Origin of the sequence: Streptomyces sp. WAC 01529 (assembly GCF_003945545.1) — a bacterium.
Lineage (GTDB): Bacteria > Actinomycetota > Actinomycetes > Streptomycetales > Streptomycetaceae > Streptomyces > Streptomyces anatolicus.
Window position 1 is genome coordinate 842,767 of sequence record NZ_CP029617.1, and the last position, 14,836, is coordinate 857,602.

The 14,836-nt window shown below is 67.4% G+C and carries 22 protein-coding genes; 1 reads left to right on the forward strand and 21 read right to left on the reverse strand.

Annotated elements, in window-relative coordinates; translation table 11 throughout:
• Positions 1 to 51 precede the first annotated feature (51 nt).
• From DMA15_RS03550 to DMA15_RS03600, 11 genes are read right to left on the reverse strand one after another with little or no spacing between them, the layout of a single operon-like run.
• On the reverse strand, positions 52 to 1,386 hold the full coding sequence (locus DMA15_RS03550; RefSeq protein ID WP_206302650.1) for a phage major capsid protein: 1,335 nt from the start codon (positions 1,384 to 1,386) through the stop codon (positions 52 to 54).
• A gap of 12 nt (positions 1,387 to 1,398) precedes the next feature.
• Entirely contained in the window at positions 1,399 to 2,550 is a 1,152-nt protein-coding gene (locus tag DMA15_RS03555; protein ID WP_164551680.1) for an HK97 family phage prohead protease, read from the reverse strand.
• Positions 2,537 to 3,961 carry a phage portal protein gene (locus tag DMA15_RS03560; protein WP_125511195.1) on the reverse strand — a complete coding sequence of 475 codons (1,425 nt, stop codon included), beginning with the start codon at positions 3,959 to 3,961 and terminating at the stop codon, positions 2,537 to 2,539. Before DMA15_RS03560 ends, DMA15_RS03555 begins: the two co-directional genes overlap by 14 nt.
• 3 nt (positions 3,962 to 3,964) lie before the next feature.
• Positions 3,965 to 5,539, reverse strand: coding sequence for a hypothetical protein (locus DMA15_RS03565; RefSeq protein WP_125511196.1), 1,575 nt, complete (start codon positions 5,537 to 5,539; stop codon positions 3,965 to 3,967).
• Positions 5,536 to 5,841: a hypothetical protein gene (locus DMA15_RS03570; protein ID WP_125511197.1), complete on the reverse strand. Its 306-nt coding sequence runs from the start codon at positions 5,839 to 5,841 to the stop codon at positions 5,536 to 5,538. Before DMA15_RS03570 ends, DMA15_RS03565 begins: the two co-directional genes overlap by 4 nt.
• Complete coding sequence (locus DMA15_RS03575; RefSeq protein WP_125511198.1) at positions 5,838 to 7,091, reverse strand: hypothetical protein; 1,254 nt, start codon at positions 7,089 to 7,091, stop codon at positions 5,838 to 5,840. The genes DMA15_RS03570 and DMA15_RS03575 overlap by 4 nt, the downstream gene beginning before the upstream one ends.
• A gap of 17 nt (positions 7,092 to 7,108) precedes the next feature.
• Entirely contained in the window at positions 7,109 to 7,609 is a 501-nt protein-coding gene (locus DMA15_RS03580) for a hypothetical protein (RefSeq protein ID WP_125511199.1), read from the reverse strand.
• Positions 7,606 to 7,875 (reverse strand): hypothetical protein, encoded by a 270-nt coding sequence (locus DMA15_RS03585; RefSeq protein ID WP_125511200.1) that lies wholly within the window; start codon positions 7,873 to 7,875, stop codon positions 7,606 to 7,608. The genes DMA15_RS03580 and DMA15_RS03585 overlap by 4 nt, the downstream gene beginning before the upstream one ends.
• 9 nt (positions 7,876 to 7,884) lie before the next feature.
• Complete coding sequence (locus DMA15_RS03590; protein WP_125511201.1) at positions 7,885 to 8,616, reverse strand: hypothetical protein; 732 nt, start codon at positions 8,614 to 8,616, stop codon at positions 7,885 to 7,887.
• Positions 8,617 to 8,618: 2 nt separating this feature from the next.
• Entirely contained in the window at positions 8,619 to 9,035 is a 417-nt protein-coding gene (locus tag DMA15_RS03595; protein ID WP_125511202.1) for a hypothetical protein, read from the reverse strand.
• A 10-nt stretch (positions 9,036 to 9,045) separates the two neighbouring features.
• Positions 9,046 to 9,525, reverse strand: coding sequence for a hypothetical protein (locus DMA15_RS03600; protein WP_125511203.1), 480 nt, complete (start codon positions 9,523 to 9,525; stop codon positions 9,046 to 9,048).
• Between the two features lie 129 nt (positions 9,526 to 9,654).
• Here DMA15_RS03600 and DMA15_RS03605 point away from each other — a divergent pair, with 129 nt between their 5' ends.
• A complete protein-coding gene (locus DMA15_RS03605; RefSeq protein ID WP_125511204.1) occupies positions 9,655 to 10,167 on the forward strand; it encodes a hypothetical protein in 513 nt (170 codons plus the stop codon).
• Here DMA15_RS03605 and DMA15_RS03610 read toward each other — a convergent pair.
• From DMA15_RS03610 to DMA15_RS36515, 10 genes are all read right to left on the reverse strand, one after another.
• Positions 10,154 to 10,429: a hypothetical protein gene (locus DMA15_RS03610; protein ID WP_125511205.1), complete on the reverse strand. Its 276-nt coding sequence runs from the start codon at positions 10,427 to 10,429 to the stop codon at positions 10,154 to 10,156. The genes DMA15_RS03605 and DMA15_RS03610 overlap by 14 nt on opposite strands.
• Positions 10,430 to 10,837: 408 nt before the next feature.
• The gene (locus DMA15_RS03615; protein ID WP_125511206.1) at positions 10,838 to 11,023 is read right to left on the reverse strand and encodes a hypothetical protein; all 186 of its coding nucleotides are present in this window, start codon (positions 11,021 to 11,023) and stop codon (positions 10,838 to 10,840) included.
• A 179-nt stretch (positions 11,024 to 11,202) separates the two neighbouring features.
• Positions 11,203 to 12,330, reverse strand: a complete 1,128-nt coding sequence (locus DMA15_RS37905; RefSeq protein ID WP_125511207.1) for a transglycosylase family protein — start codon at positions 12,328 to 12,330, stop codon at positions 11,203 to 11,205.
• A gap of 232 nt (positions 12,331 to 12,562) precedes the next feature.
• Positions 12,563 to 12,772 (reverse strand): hypothetical protein, encoded by a 210-nt coding sequence (locus tag DMA15_RS03625; protein ID WP_125511208.1) that lies wholly within the window; start codon positions 12,770 to 12,772, stop codon positions 12,563 to 12,565.
• Entirely contained in the window at positions 12,769 to 13,125 is a 357-nt protein-coding gene (locus DMA15_RS03630; RefSeq protein ID WP_125511209.1) for a hypothetical protein, read from the reverse strand. The genes DMA15_RS03625 and DMA15_RS03630 overlap by 4 nt, the downstream gene beginning before the upstream one ends.
• Positions 13,122 to 13,577 (reverse strand): DUF6221 family protein, encoded by a 456-nt coding sequence (locus DMA15_RS03635; protein ID WP_125511210.1) that lies wholly within the window; start codon positions 13,575 to 13,577, stop codon positions 13,122 to 13,124. The genes DMA15_RS03630 and DMA15_RS03635 overlap by 4 nt, the downstream gene beginning before the upstream one ends.
• Positions 13,574 to 13,768, reverse strand: a complete 195-nt coding sequence (locus tag DMA15_RS03640) for a hypothetical protein (protein ID WP_125511211.1) — start codon at positions 13,766 to 13,768, stop codon at positions 13,574 to 13,576. The genes DMA15_RS03635 and DMA15_RS03640 overlap by 4 nt, the downstream gene beginning before the upstream one ends.
• The gene (locus DMA15_RS03645) at positions 13,765 to 14,487 is read right to left on the reverse strand and encodes a hypothetical protein (RefSeq protein WP_125511212.1); all 723 of its coding nucleotides are present in this window, start codon (positions 14,485 to 14,487) and stop codon (positions 13,765 to 13,767) included. Before DMA15_RS03645 ends, DMA15_RS03640 begins: the two co-directional genes overlap by 4 nt.
• Positions 14,477 to 14,626: a hypothetical protein gene (locus DMA15_RS36510; RefSeq protein ID WP_164551681.1), complete on the reverse strand. Its 150-nt coding sequence runs from the start codon at positions 14,624 to 14,626 to the stop codon at positions 14,477 to 14,479. The genes DMA15_RS03645 and DMA15_RS36510 overlap by 11 nt, the downstream gene beginning before the upstream one ends.
• Positions 14,623 to 14,787, reverse strand: coding sequence for a hypothetical protein (locus DMA15_RS36515; RefSeq protein WP_164551682.1), 165 nt, complete (start codon positions 14,785 to 14,787; stop codon positions 14,623 to 14,625). Before DMA15_RS36515 ends, DMA15_RS36510 begins: the two co-directional genes overlap by 4 nt.
• Positions 14,788 to 14,836: the final 49 nt, after the last annotated feature.

Sequence of the window (14,836 nt, forward strand, 5' to 3'; positions counted from 1 at the left end):
AAAACCGAAGGGGCGCCAGACAGCGGCCCCTTCGGTCAGGTCGGTTCTGGATCAGAGGCCGGTGACGGCCGCGAACGCCAGCGGGCGGTAGTGAAGCGCGGCGCAGCGCATGTCCGCGCGGATGGCGAGCTTGCCCTTGACGAAGTAGTCGCTGTGCGAGTTCGAGACCTGCACGTCGATTCCGCGGCGCATCGCGAGTTCGGCGAAGTTCGTGTAGTCACCGAGCACGGCCTTCGTCGCTGTCACCGCCGTGGTCTCCACGACCGGAATCCCCCAGATGGTGAAGGGGCCGACCATGCTGGGGTGCCCCCAGATGTACTGGCCGTCAGCGGTCTTCAGCAGCCGCACGCCCTCCCACTTCGAGGGAGCGATGAAGCAGACCGACGGCTCCGCGAAGCCGGTGTCGCGGATCTTCCGGGCTGCCTTGTAGATGGCGTCCGGGATCGAGTCGCCGCCGAGCGCCTGCGTGTTGATGCCCACCACGTTCTCGGTGCCGCGCAGGTTCGGCGCGGTGCCGTTGCCGACCAGGAGTTGCGAGTCGAGCCGCTGCTGAATCATGAACGGAAGACGGTTCTCGACATAGCCCTTCGCGCGCGGCTCGTCCTCGAACTGCTCATCCGTGACAGGCAGGAAGGTGGCGATCTTACGCACCGGCTCCTGCCGCTCGGTGAGCGCGAGCGCCGACTCCGGGTAGGCGCCCTGACTGTCCGCCTGGTTGGCCTCGAAAGTCTCGGCCGCCGCGTTCGTGTATGTGGTCTCTTCCATGTAGACGACGGCGCTCATGCCGGTCGTGGTGCTCGGGAAGTACGAAGCCACATGCACCGAGGGCCGCATCGGCATCAGCTCAAGGCGCCCCGTGCGGACGTCCTCTGAGTCCCAGCCGACCGGTGTCTCCATCAGCGTCTTCAGGCTGATGTCGAGGTGTGCCGACGGGCCGACGCCAGAGCCCGGCTTGTAGCCCTTGAAGGCTTGCGACTCAGCGAAGCTCTCCCCCAGACTGAGGCGACGGCCGCCCTTGCGCTCGGTATCCCGCCCGCCGCCCTTGGCGCCGTCGCCGCGCTCGGCCGCCTCTTCATCCTGCTTGGACGCAGCCGCGGCACGGCCGACGATCTGAAGCTCATCGAGCTTCTTCTTGCGCTCGATGATCTCGTCGTTCATCTTGCGGATCTCTTCGACCTTCGCGGTCGAGTCACCCTGGAGGCTCTTGACCTTCGACATGTCGTAATCAGGGCCAGCCTCAGAGAAGACGGTGGCCAGTGCCTTGCGCTTCTCGTCAAGCGCTTCCTGCGCCTGCTTCAGGGCAGGGAATTCAATGATGCGATCAGAGTCGTTGTACATGACGCTCCGTTTTCGGGCATGAAAAAGCCCCCGAATAGGGGGCCTCAAAGGACGCGACTGCTAGAAGTCGTTGATCAGAGCCAGAGACTGGACGTAGAGCGAGAGCTTCTGTTCATCACTCGGTCCGTCCGGCTCGTCATCCACGACCGGTACCGACAAGATGGAGTCAAGCCGCTTGAGTTCATCCCTGATCCAGTCCAGGATTTCGGAATTGACCTTTGAGAGCGACTTCCCCTTTTCGGCGCGCAGAGCGACCACCCGTGACGCGCTGTCAATTACCCCTGCCGTACAGGCAAGAGCGTCAATCAGTTCCTCACTCAAGGTGAGGCCCTTCGCGTGCCCGTCACTGCGGTCCCGCAGCTTGGGCGGCTCTCGATCGGCGTCGCGAAGATGCGATGCCAAGTGCTTGTAAACGGCCTCGCGGTCAGGCTCGGGGACCCCGGAGTCGCCGCATACGCCGTTCAGCCGCGCAATGCCCTGAAGGCACGCGCGCAGGTTGGCCGGCCCGTCGACACCGTGGTGGTGAGCCAGCAGATAAGAGCCCTTCAACTCCGGGTCCCCGTCGGGGTCGACCCATGCGTACACGCTGCGGAGCTGAGAGGGCCGCGCGTCCTTGGGCAGTTCGCGGATCGTCTTGGCGCCGTCCCAGGCGCGCGTGAGCGTCGCCGTCTCCTGTGCCGGAATCGGCCCGCGGACGGCAGTTCCGCCCCTCACGGTGCGGAGCTGGTCATCGTCCACGGCACGGCCCTTCGTCGACAGAGTGCGCGTATTGATTCCGGCACCCAGCAGAACGGGTGACACCTCGTGCACAGTCACGGCTTCGAGATAGCGGACCGGCTGATCCTTCTCTTCACCGAAGGAGTATTTGTTGATGTCAAAGCCGTACGACCACTCACCCAGGCCGTCCTTCGCGAGTTCCTTTACGGTCTCGAAAGTGTCGCGGCCCGCCGTGGTGTTCATGAAGAACTGCCCCTCAAGGACGGCCCGCTTCCCCTTCACCCGGATGACGCCCTTTCCCACCGGGGGTGCGCCGTCCCAGGACTTGTGTCCGTAGGCACTGATAACGACCGGCGCCCCGTCGGTGAAGGCATCCTCACGGGTGTAATCCCCGTCGTGGTCACGGACGTTCATAGTCGAGAAGACTGCCGAGACAATGCCCTTTTCCGCGTCCTTGATCTCCAGGCCGCCGGACAGGCTCTTACGCTCCATCATCTTGTCCTTCCGGCGTGCCGGATTGTTCCAGTTCAAGGGGTGCGGGAATGGGCTCCGCGGGTTCGAGGCTCGCGGGCGGCTGCATCTGCACCGACACGAGACCGGTGTGCTGACCGACGAGCTGAGAGACGTCTTCGGCGAGAATCGCCTGCACGGCGGCATCAGGCTCGAAGCCCGCCTTGATGAGGGCGTCGATCGTGTTCGCCTGTACGCGCAGGATCTCTGCGCGGTCCTTGGAGTCCTCGCGCAGAAAGGCAATGTCTCGGTCGTCGTACCAGAGGCTCGCGCCGCTCGGCACCATCACCAGGTTTTCCAGGCACGACGCGGCCACGCGCCACAGCGGGCGCATGGTGCCGTCCGCGAAGCGGCGGCGGCTCGCGGTGAAGTTGGAGGCGTTGAGCGCGGATCCCTGAAGGCCCTCGGAGAAGCCGACCCACGAGGGTGGGACCCCGGCGGCGCTCGCTATGCGCGCTTCACCCTTGCCGACGGTCGACGTGAAGTCGAGCTGCCGGAAATCGTGGGTGAGCGGCGTGACATCGGCGCCGCCCTGGAGGAAGAGGGTCTTGTACGCGTTGAACGCACCCTGATGCCCGGCCTTGAAGGCCCGCACGAAGGAGTCGAATTGTTCCTTCTGAACGTCCTTGTCGAAGCGCACCACCATGTTCGGCACGGCCGCATGCTCGAAGAACGTCTTCTTGTGGACCGTCGCCGCGGTGTCCGCCTCGATCTCCCGCAGCACCGGCGTGATCCAGGACATGCCGCGGAAACGGGCCGACGGGTCAGGGATCGGGCTGTAGTGGGCGACCTCATCAGGCATGAGCAAGACGGCGCCGCCGGTCGCCATAGGCCCGCCCGACGACATGACGCCGAACTGCCGCGGCTCGTAGAGGAACCCAATGATGCGTGCGTCCGCGGCGTACAGATCACCGGAGTGGCTGCCGATCAGCATCGACACCCAGTCAGGCCGCAGCCGCGCGAGCCTGAGGCCGGGGCCGCTCGCGGCGTTGCCGTAACCGCCCTGATCGTCAACCTTCGTCCAGTAGCTGTTCCCGGCCAGCGACGCGTCCTGCTCCATGCGCGCCAGCAGCTCGCCCGTCGTCCCGGAGGCCCACGGGCGTTCGAGCAGGCTCAGTTCGCCCGACCCGAAGAGGTCACCGGGACGCCCGTTCCTGAACTGACGGAACTGGAACCGCGCCTCGGAGAACACCATCTGCCGCGCCATGACGCAGCTGAAGATGGGCCCGTTCCTCTTGAAGGCTCCTTCGACGTAGCCCTCGAAGTCGGTCTCGATCCGCTCCTTGTCGGCGGTGCTGCCCATGAAGAACGGGGCAGCGTCGATGTTCCAGAAGTCGGGCTGCGTGAAGGCCTTCCGGTTACGCCCCCAGGGGATGAGCTTCTTCCACCAGGCCATCCGTCACCCCCATGCGCATCCGGCTTCGACGGGCGGCTTCTTGGCGCTCTGCTGAAGACCCCAGACCGCGAGCGTCGCGGCCTGGAGAGGAGAGATGTCGATCGCTGCCCCCCGCTGGTCCCAGGCCCACAGGTCGGCGACGGTGCGCTTGTCGGCGCCGGCGACGGCTGCGGAAAGAGGGACTTGATCGAGGTGTACGAGGGTCGGATGGTTGCCGCGCATCGGAACGACGGCACTGCCGAAGCTCCCGCAGGCCTGCGCGAACTCGCGCGCCGTCGGATTGATGACCTCGATGCCCTTGGCTTCGAGCGCCGGTATCAGCGCGCCCGCCTGGCCGGCACGGTTGATGACGACCGCCTTCGGCCGCCACCGCTCCACCAGTTCCGCGACACGCTGCACGATCCACCGGTCACCGGGACGGTGATCCAGCACGTCGGACGATGTGATCTCTACGTGAGTCAGGCCGTCCGGATTCAGCCCGGCGACGACGATGCACCCGCTCTTGCGGTCCGGCGCCAGGTCGACCCCGAAGGACAGATCACCGACCGGCTCGGATGCCGGGTCGACGCAGGCCTTCCAGTAAGCCTCGCCGATGACACGCCACGACTCACCCTCGACCGGCCAGTCGCCGACCCCGAGGCGTTCGCGGCTGAACTCCTCTGCGGACATGCTGCGGCGCTCGGCTTCGATGTGCTCCACCGAGCGTTCCGGGGAGCGTGTGCCGCCGATGCGGATGCCGAAGCCGGGGTTCGCCTTCGGGTAGCTCGCGTACAGCCGTGAAAGCTGCCGGTCGTGCTCTCCCTGCGACCATCGCGGGTCGGCTTTGAAGTCCTGCGCGTCGTGCTCTTCGCACGTGGGAGGACAGAACTGGGAGCAGGGATCAATGCTCCATTCCAGGTAGCACAAGCGAGGATCGGAGCCCGCGATGCCGCGGGTGCGGACGCGACCGAGCGCGGTCGACTCCTTGGTGCCGGACGATCCCGTGTACCAGACCTGAGGGTCAGGCACGGCGGACAGTGTCGGCAGGATCGCGCCCACCGCACGGTCGGTGAGGATCATCGCCTCGTCCAGCACGAGGCAGTCGCAGGAGAACCCGCGGCCACCGCCCGCGGTGCGCGAGCGGAAGCGGAGACGGCGCAGCGCACCATCGCGGAAGACCTCGATGCCCTCTTCGCCGTGCGAGCGGCTGACTCGCCGGACCATGCGGTCCAGGTCCGGGGTGTTCTCGATCAGCCCGAGGATGCGCTTGAAGGCTTCGAGAGACGTGTCGAAAAGGTGCGCGGAGTGGATGCACAGCTCTTCGTCCAGGAGGTAGAGGCTGGCCAGCTCGCGGGCTTCGAGGACGACGCCCTTCCCGTTCTGGCGTCCAACGATCAAACCCACCTCGAAGGCGGACCACGTGCCGTCAGCGCGCTGGCCGAGGGCCTCCTCCAGCACCTGGCGCTGCCAAGGATCGAGGGTGAGCCCGGCGATCTCCGCAAGCTCCGCGACGTCTGCGCCCGCGCTGGAGACGCGCGGCGGCGCACTGAGGATCCGGGGGGCCTGATCGCCGCGCCCCGGTATGACGACACCGCTCATGCCCCGGTGCCCCTGCGCCTGCCACCCTGACGACGCGCGGCGTTCGTGCTGCCGCCGGTACGGCGGGCCATCAGCTCATCAACCCGGGACACGGCCGTGCTGTCGGGGATGGACTCCAGAGCTTCCAGGACTTTGACCAGGCGCAGCGCCAGGGCGGCGGTCTCGGAGCCCGATGAGCGCCTCGGCTTGCCGCACTCGCAGCACTCGGACTCGCCGCTCATCTCCAGCGCAAGCCGGTCGCGGATCGCTTCGAGCTGGACGCGCCTGTCGCCCCCGGAGATGGCCTCACCGAAGTCGCTCATCCGAAGTCACCCGCCAGTTCCAGGACTCGCGGCGCCGGCTCGATCAGGATCGTGCGGGCCTCGGGTGTGACGGTCAGGATGCGCGGCTCTTCGCCGACACCGACGTTGCGCGATTCGGCGGACACCACCAGAACACGGGGCTCCGCGAGCACGACGACGACGCGGGGGCCGCTGACACGGGTCTCCAGGAATGCCAGGACAACAGGCAGCGGAGCAGTCACTGCGAGCGTGCCGACGCCGGTGGACGCGGCGCCCTGCAAAGCCACTTGAGCGCCCGGAGCGAGCACCGACAGCGAGCCGGGCGCGGCTACCGTGCCCGCAGCGGAGAACCGTGCGGAGGGCGCCATGGCAGCGATGGGCCCGTGTGTAGCCACCTCGCCCGGCAGCACCACCACAGACGCCGGAGCAGCAACAGCTGCCGTACTGAGAACCATCGCCTCAGCGGACATGGACGCGTGGGGCCCTGGCGCCATCACGACCACCGCCGCTACGGCACCAAGCTCCCCGGACAAGCCGACCACGGGCGCCGGTGCGGTAGCCGATGCAGCACCGGCCACCGTCAGTTCGGCGTCGGCCCCGCTGGCCGCGGCGGGTGCCGTCACGGCCAGCGCGACGTACACGGTGGCCATGGCGGCGGCCTGGAACGTGGGGGCAGGAGCACCCGCTTCGACGTCGCCGGTGACCTTGACGTCCGCGGCGAACGCGACGGCCGCGGCAGGCGCGGTGACGTCCAGCAGATCCGTGGCGCCGCCCACCATGAAGGCATGAGCGGAAGGCGCGACGACGCGCAGCGCGTACGGCACCTGCGCCGCCATGTCGACGACCGGGGCCGGTGCGACCACGGGGAGCGTGCTCGACGCGGTGATGTCGGCGGTGGCGTCGACTGTGACCGAAGACGCGGTGACGCTCAGGCCAGCCGCTGCCGTGACGACCCCGGCAAGGGCCGCTGTCACCGGAGGCGCGGTCACGGCCAGCGTGCCCGCTGCGACCGCATCAGCGGCGATGCCGAGGGCGGGCAGGGGCGCGGCGACGGGCAGGTCGCCTGCTGCCTCGACCGCGCCGACGACAGCCACAGCAACCGAGAGCGCCGTCACCGGCAAGGCGCCGGTGACCTCCAGCTGCCCCGCAGCGGCTACCGTCACGGACGGAGCGGTGACCGCGAGGTCGCCGTCGACGTCCAGCGCACTGACGGGCTGCCTGTACCGAGTGGTGTACGCACCTGCCGGGTGTCCGCGGCCGAGACGGGCCATGGGTCACCGCCCTCGGGTCAGCACTCCTCGAAGACGATGTACGCGACCGCCGTGAGCGTGGCTGCGGTGTTGATGCGCAGCTGGCAGTACTTCGAGGGGCTCACCACGTAGTCGCGCCCCAGAGGGAACTGCTTCTCGTACTGCGTCGTAGGGCCCACGAAAGCGCCCGCGAACTGCCGCTCGGTGGTGTTCGTGACGATGGCCGCCGCGCCGTAACCGGTGGACCCGGTGCCCATGGTGAGGCTGCTCGCCTTCGCGTTGTCGCCCACCGGCATGACCGTGCTGGTGCTGTGCGCGGTGAGCGACGTCGTCGCCGCGCTGGCCTGCGCAAGCGTGCACACCGCAGGAGTTCCTGCCGCTGAGCCGTTGAAGCTGACGCCCCACTCGACCACGCGGATACCGACGGTCGAGGTGGCGGCCAGCTGGATCGCGCACTTGGCACCGGCGGTGTAGCTGGTGCCCGCCATGACGCCGGTGGTCGTGTCGATCGCGCAGTTGTAGGCGATGTAGAGGCTCACGCGACACCGGCCACGCCGTAGACCAGCAGGTATGCACCGTCCCTGTTGGCACCTGCGGGGATCGTGACGGTCGTCCCGGCGATGGAGGCGCCCACCGCTGCTGCGACGGTCGTCCCCATGATCACGGCGCGCTTGATGACCGTGAACTGCTGGATCACGTCCAGGGTGTCGGCGGCGGTGATGTCGCGCAGTGCGTACAGCGCGACACGGTCCGACTCCCCGTTCATCCACATCAGCGGGTATCTGTTGGGATCAAGAGCGGCCATGACGTCCCCTCACCACATAGAGGCACGACGCACTGCCGTGCTGAAGACCTTGCTGTTCGGGCCCGTCGGCGGGGGCTCCGCGATCAGCGCCCCGGCGCAGAAGCACCAGGCGACACCAGCCAGGGTCGACGTGAAGGCGGGGGATGTACCGGTGCCCAGCTGTTCGGCGAACAGGATGCGGGGGTTGGATGTGGTCGCGGCCGTCATGCCGATCTCACCTCGCTCCACCCAGGAGCCGCCAGGGCCCGCCACGTCGTACGCCGTTCCGTTCCAGGTGGCCAGCGACGTCCCGGCGCAGTGAATGGACAGGTCCGTGGGCTGAACCCCCGTCAGGGCAGCGCTCGTCTTCGAGATGCCGGTGCCGTTCCCGGCCAGCGTTGCTGATGTGCGGAACGGGTCACCTGCCGCGATCACTCCGGTGTACCGGAGCATGGTCATCGCGGCGTAGTTGCCATACGTGCCGTCCGGCGTCACGGTGTAGCTGGCCGGTTCCGAGGACGCCCGGCGCCAGAACAGGCTCACGGTGTTGTCCTGGTCCCCGACGGGCAGGTCGTTGACCGTCGCCTTCTGGGTGAAGCCCGGAATCGCCGGGACGACCCCGGCGGACTCCGACACCTCGATACCGAAGATCAGCATGTCGCCGTTGGCCGTCCCCGCAGGCACGTTGACGGACACCGTGGCGGCGTTGTTCCCGCCCGCGTTGAGCGTCACCGTCGTCGCGCTCTGAAAGGTGATCGGCATGGTCAGGCCGCGGGCATCGTGAACGTACCGCTGGTGATCTCCACGGTGACGCCCACACTGATTGTGGTGGTGTTGAGCTGGAGCTGCCCGCCGCCGCCCGTCGCCGTGACGCTGCCGTCGAAGACCGTGCCCGGCGTGCTGCTCGCGCAGCGGAACCAGGCCGCAGTACCCGCCGCCGCGCCGGTCGTCGACAGCGGTACTGCGGCCAATGTGCAGACACCGGAGGACGCCGCGCCGAAGGCGGGATCGTCCAGCGTGAACGTGGCGAGCAGCGTTTGACCGGACACCGCCGTGTTCGCGTTCGCAGGCTGCGACGCCGCGTAAATCTTGATGGTTCCGGCGCCCGCTCCCCCGTCGACCAGGTCGACAGCAGCGTCAGCCATCGCGTTCTGAGTTGCAGTAGCAAGCTGGACGGCCATCAGATTCCCTTCACCATGCGCGGGACCCCGTGGCCGGCCGCGGTGTAGCGCCCTGCGGCGCGGTGGACTGAGCAGTCGGACGCGGGCGCTTGCGCAGGCCAGAGCCGTACCAGCGCTTCACGCCGTCCATGTACGCCTCGGGCCGCTCGGCAGCGCAGCGCGCTTCGACGACGTCGCGCCCCGGATCGACCGTGACGACCTCCGCGCCGTATTTGCGATAGCGGTCCATCGCGGCCTGCTTGGGCACCGAGTGGATGATGTAGACGTCGTGGGTCTCGACGTGACGCAGCGCCTCGTTGATGGCGCCCTCGCGGGCACGGAAGGCGACCGTGGCCAGCGGGCGTTTGTGACCGTGCGGGGCGGCGCCAACCGCGGTCAGCGCGTTGGCCAGACGGTCGTAGTCGATGACGATGTCACCGCTCTTCGCACGGTCGTTGACCCACGTGGACTTGCCCGCGGCGGGCGGGCCGATCACGACGAAGAGGGCCATCAGCGCCTCCGTCGCAGCAACTTGTGATGCAGGCCACGCACTTTGTGGGTGCGCGGAGCAGAACAAGGGCGCCTGGCAGGGCAGCCTGTGACAGGTGCCCGGTCAACGGCAGGAGGCCCCGTGCAGCCCGTGATCGCAGATGACGTCAAGCAGCTGGTGAAGCGCTGGGTGGCCCAGGCCCGCGCCGACGCGAAGGCCGAGGGGGAGTTTCCGCCCCCTCCGTACAGCAGGCTGCCCGACCACCAGCGCAGTTTGCTGTTCCGTGAAGCGCACTGGTGGCACGCCCTGGCGTCCGGCCGGCTGCTCGCCTCGTGCGTCCCGCCGCGCCCCTCACCGGACAACGTCGCGGCGATGCGAGAGCACCTGACGCGCTGCTTCGAGCACCTGCACACGAAGATGGGCGGTCATGCGGACTTGTTGCCCGCGGGCACACACGACCAGATCCGCACCGTCCAGCAGCGCGCGGCGGCGGCACTGGACGTAGTGGAGCAAGCAGGCGCTGCCGCCTGGTCCCGCGAGGCTGACGCGGCGTGGCAGGAGCTGATGCGGTGGGCCGATCGCCTGGACGCTGCCGAGCGTCCGCGCCCGGCAGGCGGCTGGGTGCCCGACGGGTGGGAGGCCTACCGGGCTACCGGTTCTTGACCCGGATTGTGATGCTGCGGTCGTCGATGCGGCCGGCGCTTGTGATGATCCGGTTGGTCACCTGGTAGGGGGTCCCGGGTGTGCCACCGGACACCCAGGCCGTGGCGCTGGTCGCGCTGTGCGCGTCACTGTTCAGCGTCAGACCGGCCGATACGGTCATGGTCGACGTCGTGATCGTTTCCCCGGGTTCGAGCCAGTCCGACCAGTCCCACACCCAGTCGAGCGTGGCATCTGGATCTTTCTCCCAGGTGGAGGTGGTCATGATCACCTCCCGGTGGATCTACGCGCCCCGGTCCACGCGCTGAATCACGCGGCAGGGGTTCGGTGGATTAGGAGTGATCACTAAGAGCCTGAATGGAATCTGAATGGATGATCAAGCCTCTGACCTGCGGTTATTCAGGTTGGCGAAATGATCAATGCCACAAGATCCATCAGAGGGTTATTGCGGACATAAGGGCGTTTGGGGTCACCGGGAGAATTCCTTACGGACCCACCCCACCCCCCTATGGCCATGGGGATGCAGATCCTCGATCAAGTCCGTGACCTGCATGTATGGACTCCGCGCAATCCCCTAAGTGAGCGATCATGGAGGCTGAATTACTGAATGGATTCTGAATAATGATCTATGCAGAATCCATTCAGGCTCCGGCTTGCGATCAAGCTCGGAAGATCACCAGCGCTTGGATGCCACGACCGGCCGCTTGGCCTCGCCTGATCCTTTGCGCTGGTTGCAGAGCCGGTGCGAGGGCCTGAGCCACTGCACATCATCGGGATCATCACCGCGTGCGAGCAGCACCGCGATCGACGGATCGTGATCCGCCTGCCACGCCATCGGATCGAGGTAGTGCAAGGTCACGTCGATACCTTGGCCGCACAGGTGGCAGACCGGCGGCGCTTCACGCTTGAGTTGCGCGACAGCGCGGCGCCACCTGGCACCACTGCGACCAGCACACCTAGTCACCGGCACCGCACACCTCCGTGTAGGGGGCACACCGCACCGGTGACGGGTGTTCAGGCAGCACAAGCGAAGCGGATCTAGCTGGACAGACGCAGCACCTGACCGGGATGGATCAGGTGCGGGTTGCTGCCGACGGTCTTGCGGTTGCCTGCGTACAGCGCCTGCCAACCGCCCTTGATGTTGTGGGCCCTGGCGATGCGGTGCAGGTAGTCACCGCTCTTGACCTTGTACGCCTTGCCGCCCCACGTGGCGGGCGCTCTGCCGCTGCGAGGCGCAGCCCTGCGCTGCTCAGCGCCCTTGGTCTTGGCCGCCACCCTCGGCTTGGACGGCACGCCCTGGTTCGTGGTGGCGCCCTTGCTCTTCGGGACGGACGGGGCGCTCTGGTGTGCAGGCCCCCCTGCTGTCGAGCCAGCGGGACGTACCACAGCAGTGAACGCAGAGGCGTACCAGCCGCTGCGCCAGTGAGCGACGCGGATGGGAGTGCCGGGCTTCGACGCTTCAACGATCTTGCCGCCGCCGATGTACATCGCGACGTGACCGCCACCCCGGTAGATCACCAGGTCACCCGGCCGCACCTGCGAGGGTGAGATCCGCCGCAGTCCGGCCAGCTGCGCCTGAGACGTACGCGGGATCGAAACGCCCGCAGTGCGCCATGCCGCCTGCACCAGGCCGGAGCAGTCGAAGCTGCTGGGGCCGGTGCCGCCCCAGACGTACGGCTTGCCGACCTGCTTCAGCGCGTACGCCACAGCCTTCGCCGCGCTGCCGCTGACGACCGCCTTCGGTGCAGCGGGCGCCGCCTTGGGCACGGCAGGTACGGTGCCGCCTCGGGTGAGGCCGGCCCGCTTACTGCACACGGGCCATGCTCCGGGGCCCTGGCCTTTGAGCACCTTCTCGGCTATCTGGATCTGCTGTGCCTTGGTGGCGAGGTCAGCACGGGATGCGTACTTCGCCCCGCCGTACGCGCGCCAGGTCGACGCGCTGAACTGAAGCCCGCCGTAGTAACCGTTGCCGGTGTTGATGTTCCAGCGGTTGCCGGACTCGCACTTGGCGACCTTGTCCCACACGCTGACCGGGGCGGCGTCTGCCGTGCCTGCCCCGGTGACGGTGACGCCTGTACCCACGAGGGCGCTGACGCCCGTCGTGGCCAGAGCGCGCTTGGTCCGGGCGCCCTTGGTCTTGCGGTGCTTGTTGTGGTTGTGCCCCATATGAGAGATCTCCGATGGGAGTTGGGCCTGCCCCGCTCAGGCCACCCGCCAGGTGCGGGCATAAGGAAGCGGCCCGCGATGGGGCCGCTGTAACCGCGCATGGCGCGGGTTGTGACTGGCGCTGCCGCTCAGCGGCTTGCGCAGCAAAAAAGCCCGCACGCGGCGGGCTTTAACGTCTGGTCAGGCTGCCTCGCGGCATGCCTGGTACGGGTCAATAGTGCACGCGCAAGCGCTACATGGCAATCACCCCCTTTCGCAGGTGTTGCGGGGGCGGCATCGGCAAGGGCTCTCCGGGAGCCCGCGGCGGCATCGCCTCCAGGTTCCACAGGCGGCGCTGCACGGTCCCGTAACGGACCAGGCGGCCCTCGCTGGCCAGCTTGTACAGGTAGCGGCGCGAGCAGCCCCAGTACAGGCAGGCGGCTTCGGTGTCGGCCAGTCTCATGCCGCCAGCTCCCGCGTGAGCCGAAGCACTTCGGCCATCGGGACATCGACGCCCTCAGGTGTGAGCGTCGGCTCCGGCGCTCTGCCGTACGAGACTTCCGAAACATCAACGCCGTCGACCATCTCCACGCGAATCGGGTTGTGGATCGTCTCAATCTCCACGACCGTCACGGCCTGTTCGATCACCGGCAGCAGATACCGGCGTACGAGATCCACTAGCGGATAGTCGATCTCGTTGTAGTCGATCCCGCGAGCCTCGCAGTAGTCGAGCCACTCCTCGGGATCATCTCCGTCATTGAAGCCCCACCTGGAGAGCAGGTCTTCGCTCAGCAACGTGATGCACGGCTCGCTCACGGGCCGAACTCCTCGCGGTAGTCGGGGTGGTCGTCATAGGGCAGGGCGAGCAGGCGCAGCGCCTCGATCTCGTCAGGGTTCGTCTCCGGGCACAGCCCCGCCTCGATCGCTTCCGCGCCGTGGCAACAGCCCCATTCGCCATCGATCTTTGCTTCGTAGTTGAAGATCGCGGCAATGATCCGCCGCTTCGCCTCGATCTCCTTGAGGACGCGGGCCGGATCATGGCGGGCGATATGGGCGGCCTGGTGGAAGTCGGCTGCCGCCCGGTCCTGGGCATGCATCCGCTCCGGGTCGAAACCGAACTCGACGATCGGCCGCTCACCGGAGGCGAATACCACGCCACCGCTGCGGTCGAACATGTCGTAATGCCAGGCGTCGCGCCCGGCCTTCTCCGCAGCCTCAGCTTCTTCGTCGTACCGCGCCCGCAGGAACGCAGGCAGGTCGGCGGTCACTGCACCCCGCCCTTCGGGGCTTCGCCATCCACGGTGATCTCCATGCTCCGCAGCTGCCCGCCGAAGGTGATCCGCACCTTCGGCGAGCCGGTGCCCGCCGCCCCGGCCGCGCGGACCTGGCGGCAGAAGGCCTCGATCTCGTCCAGGGTCATGACCTTGTCTGCCGCCGCGTGCTTGATCGTCTGTGTCATAGGTCCTCCAGCAACTTGATCCAGTCCCATCTGAAGTACTTCGTACCGCACGGCGCCGCCTCGGGAGTCCCGATGCAGCGCACATCCGTTGACGCATCACCAGCAACGATCAGCGCGCCCCCGCAGTCGCCGCAGAGGACATCGGCCAGCATCGCCATCGGCGAGTCGTAGCCGAGGATGATCCGCGCCGTGCGGACGCGCTTGCGCAAGTCCTCCTTGATCCCGTAGACGAGATCGTCGTGCCCGGCTTCGCCCGCCATCGCACACCAGTCAGGAATGGCCCGCAGCGCACTGAGCACGGTGACGCCCTTCCGCTCGCCATGCCCGGGATAGAGCACCGCGCGAAGGGCGTCGTAATAGTCGTGGGCATCGGCTCTAATGGTCAGCAGCAGCGCCAGCGCCTCACCATTCCCAGGCGGATTGGAGTGCGGCCTGTCAATGGCTCCTATGCCGTCACCGCCCGCCTTCGATACCGGCTCGGTGACAGCTTCCTGCAACTGGACGATCAGGCTGGGCAATTGCAGGGTCCGGGCCCGCGCCTCGACAGCAGCAGGGCATTCGCATTCATGATGCCTGCGTCTGCCGGGCGGCATAGACGATCTCCGTATCTGGCACAGCGTCACATGCTGTGTGACCGGCACCTGGTATTCGATCCGCTCCTCCCAGCCGCTGACGAGCTGCCGAACGAGATCGGCGATGAACTCGGGATCACTCGCCATCAATGCCGCCCGAGTAGCCGTGCGGCTTGCTGGCGCCGTGCTGGCAGTCGCAGCCGGGGCGGGCGGCATGGCCCTGCTCGGGGAACTCCCGTGCGGCGACGGGGCGGTCGGCGGCCCATGTGCAGTGCTCGCAGATCATGAGCGCCTGCCGATACCGAGCCTCGCCAGCCGGGTGAGGCGGCGAGCCTCCGCCTCGAACGCCCTGGGCTCGTGGAACGGGCACTCAGTGACCGCCACCTTCACCTGTGCCGGATGCCGTGAGGAGTGCAGCAGTTCGATCAGTTTCCAGAAGTCCAGCACGGTTCCTCTTCCTGATCATGAAGGAGCGGCCCCTGAAGGCCGCTGAAGG